The sequence below is a fragment of the Comamonas sp. JUb58 genome (assembly GCF_004364775.1).
Taxonomy (GTDB): domain Bacteria; phylum Pseudomonadota; class Gammaproteobacteria; order Burkholderiales; family Burkholderiaceae_C; genus Comamonas.
This window is the reverse complement of sequence record NZ_SOAL01000053.1, coordinates 1-2,052: the sequence shown is the minus strand read 5'-3', so window position 1 is coordinate 2,052 and position 2,052 is coordinate 1. Positions and strand designations below refer to the sequence as shown.

Below are 2,052 nucleotides of genomic sequence, written 5' to 3'. Positions count from 1 at the left end.
GATCTCAATCAACGACCACGCAAAACTCTGGGATATCGAACCCCTGCTGAAATGTTCGATGCGTGTGTTGCGTCGATCAGTTGAATCCGCAGCCATTAGCGGACAGACATCTCGCAAAAGTGCTAGAGAATTGATGAACCATCACGCTTTGGCAATAGCTGAAGTGCTTCTCGCCAATTTCTCCACTTCGACCGTTACATGAGACAGTTCATGAATAGGAAGTAATAGTGCTTTGTAAGCTTCCACGGTGTTGGGGCTGAAAGAGCCTATTGAAACAATCGCAGCGAAGTGCCCTGGCCCAACCTGCCAAACGTGCAGATCCTGGATGACATCCCGGGTGACATCAAGAGCCTTCCGAATCTCCTGGCGAACGTCATTGGCCTCTGCTGGAGCATCGAGCAGAACGCTGCCAGAGTCTCGAATCAGTCCCCAGGACCATCGTGCAATAACCACTGCACCCACAACCCCCATCAAGGGATCAGCCCACAGCCAACCGTAGCTGCGTCCCAAAAGAAGCGCAACGATGGCGAGTACCGAGGTGAGTGCATCTGCGAGAACGTGAATGTATGCTGCTCGCAGGTTGTTATCCTTACTCTGAGGGTGATCCCCGTGGTTGTGGTCATGATCATGGTGGTGTGCATGACCATGATGATGCGAGTGGTCATCCTTTAGGAGCCATGCCGAAATTAGATTGATCAACAGTCCCGCTACAGCCACGGCAATGGCCTGCTCAAAGCTTATGGGAATCGGATTCGCTAGCCGGACCAGACTCTCGTAGCCGATTAACAAGGCGATAAGTGCCAAGATGATTGCGCTTGCAAATCCTGCGAGATCGCCCAGTTTCCCAGTGCCGAATGCAAAGCGCGGATTGTTGGCATTGCGTCGGGCGTAGCCGTAGGCTAGCGCAGTAATGAGCATCGCGCCTGCGTGGGTTGACATATGCCAGCCGTCCGCTACCAACGCCATAGATCCATACACCGAGCCAGCGATGATCTCTACGAACATCATGCTTGCTGTCAATGCAATGACAAGCCACACCCGCCGTTCGTTGCGTTGATGGTCTTCACCTAGGAAGTGATGGCTATGCGGTGCAGGGAACGGCATGGCGGAATTGTTTGTAGTGGATGCGTTCATTTGAGATAAGCCCTGATGACTTCAACCATTTCTTGGCCGCCGCTTTGTCGCTCTCCTTCTGACTGAGCATTGACGACGTGCTCCTGCAGGTGATCCTCCATCACCTCAGCTGTCAGACCATTCATGGCACCGCGTGCCGAGGCCAACTGTCGCAAGACCTCGCCGCAGGCAGATCCAGTTTCGAGCGCCCGCTCGATTCCTTCCATCTGCCCCTTGATGCGCCGGACGCGGGCTATCAGTTTGTCTTTCTGTCGAATCGTATGGGACACACTTCACCTTTCATATAGTATGGGGGACTATATTACCTATGAGAAGTGATAGCTGATCTGAGACCCTATCGCCACACCCGAAGTATGGGCACGATCTCGGAGGTGCGTTTTAAGTCTGCTTAGGGTCGATAGCGCCACTTCAGCTTGCGTAAAAGCCGTCCCTCGGTCAGCGTCCAAATCAGATGACCGGTTCCGGTTGTACAGCGGACCAGGAATGACGCCTCTCAGCTATGACTGCTCTGGACACGACCAGTCATCGAGCTTGTTGAGTTGACGGACTGCAATCAGCCTGATGCCGACTTCTGATGTCGAGGTCAGCTTTGCAGCGGTTGCGGCCCTTCGGTTTGATGAATTCGACGCTTGAGAGCGGTCGTTCAACGATTGCGTTCAGCTGCGCCGTTATCCGCCGTTCAGGCGAGGGAGAACGAAGTACGAGATTGGAGGATGATTGGGGGTTAGCGGCAGGCGACAACTTCGATCGCTGCCGGACCAGGAAGGCAAGACCGTGACAACAGCTGTAGAGACGCGGGATGCGTCGCCAAGTGTGCAGGCCCAAACTGAATCACACCGGTTTTGGTGGAGGCTAGTTAGTTGAAGTACAGGTGTCAGCCTGCACAGTTTGGGCAACGTGCCGCCAGTAGTTTGCCTC

2 protein-coding genes are annotated in these 2,052 nt (G+C 54.1%); both read right to left on the bottom strand.

What is annotated here, in order from left to right; translation table 11 throughout:
* Positions 1–141: 141 nt before the first annotated feature.
* Positions 142–1,134, bottom strand: a complete 993-nt coding sequence (gene dmeF / locus EDF71_RS24835) for a CDF family Co(II)/Ni(II) efflux transporter DmeF (RefSeq protein WP_243854462.1) — start codon at positions 1,132–1,134, stop codon at positions 142–144.
* A complete protein-coding gene (locus EDF71_RS24830; RefSeq protein WP_133859189.1) occupies positions 1,131–1,403 on the bottom strand; it encodes a metal/formaldehyde-sensitive transcriptional repressor in 273 nt (90 codons plus the stop codon). The genes dmeF and EDF71_RS24830 overlap by 4 nt, the downstream gene beginning before the upstream one ends.
* Between the last annotated feature and the right edge of the window lie 649 nt (positions 1,404–2,052).